The sequence below is a fragment of the Kocuria sp. CPCC 205297 genome (assembly GCF_040981035.1).
Taxonomy (GTDB): Bacteria; Actinomycetota; Actinomycetes; order Actinomycetales; family Micrococcaceae; genus Kocuria; species Kocuria marina.
Window position 1 is genome coordinate 1 of record NZ_JAVKPY010000034.1, and the last position, 1,313, is coordinate 1,313.

A 1,313-nucleotide genomic window follows, 5' to 3' on the forward strand; every position below is an offset into this window, starting at 1 on the left:
AGTTGAGCCCCCGATAGTGGTGTAGCGCGGTGGTCTTGCTCGTCGTTGCCGACGAGAGCGCGGCCACCGTGAGATCTTTCGAGTTCACCTCTCACAGCACCCTCGAAAGGACATCATCACGATGACCGCTCCTCACATTGTCGACCCTGCCGGCCTGCTCGGCGAAGCCCTGTCCGACGCGTCCCCGGATCTGATGCGCAGCTTGTTGCAGACGGTGATCAACGCTCTCTTGTCTGCTGATGCCGAGGCGGTGGTCGGCGCCGAATGGGGCAAGCCCACCCCGACCCGGTCTGCGCAGCGCAACGGCTACCGGCACCGTGAGCTCGACACCCGCATCGGCACGATCGACGTCGCCGTGCCGAAACTGCGCACCGGCACCTACTTCCCCGAGTGGTTGCTGGAGCGGCGCAAACGGGCTGAGTCCGCGCTGATCACCGTGGTCGCCGACTGTTACCTCGCCGGGGTCTCGACCCGTCGGATGGACAAGCTGGTGAAGACCCTGGGCATCAACTCCCTGTCGAAGTCCCAGGTCTCGCGCATGGCCGGTGACCTCGACGAGCACGTGGAGTCCTTCCGCCACCGGCCACTGGACGAGGCCGGCCCTTTTACGTTCGTCGCCGCCGACGCGCTGACCATGAAGGTCCGAGAGGGCGGGCGGGTGGTCAACGCGGTCGTGCTGCTGGCCACCGGGGTCAACGGCGACGGCCACCGGGAGGTCCTCGGGATGCGGGTGGCCACGGCCGAGACCGGGGCGGCGTGGAACGAGTTCTTCGCCGACCTGGTGGCCCGGGGCCTGGGCGGAGTCCGCCTGGTCACCAGTGACGCCCACGCCGGTCTCAAGGACGCGATCGCCGCGCACCTGCCCGGGGCGTCCTGGCAGCGGTGCCGCACCCACTACGCGGCCAATCTCATGTCGATCTGCCCGAAGAGCATGTGGCCGGCCGTGAAGGCGATGCTGCACTCGGTCTATGACCAGCCCGATGCCGCCGCGGTGAACGCCCAGTTCGACCGGCTGATCGACTACGTCGCCGAGAAGCTGCCCGAGGTGGCTGAGCACCTGGCCGACGCCCGGGAGGACCTGCTGGCCTTCACCGGCTTCCCGAAAGACGTGTGGATGCAGATCTGGTCCAACAACCCCGCCGAGAGGCTGAACAAGGAGATCCGCCGGCGCACCGACGCGGTCGGGATCTTCCCCAACCGAGCCGCCATCGTTCGCCTCGTGGGCGCGGTGCTGGCCGAGCAGACCGATGAGTGGGCCGAGGGCCGCCGCTACCTCGGACTCGAGGTCCTCACCCGTTGCCGGCTCACCCCCG

1 protein-coding gene is annotated in these 1,313 nt (G+C 68.2%); it reads left to right on the plus strand.

Features of this window, described 5'->3' with window-relative positions:
* Window positions 1-121: 121 nt before the first annotated feature.
* Window positions 122-1,313: IS256 family transposase (locus tag RF650_RS13510; protein WP_311254302.1), on the plus strand; the 1,192-nt coding region annotated here is incomplete at its 3' end.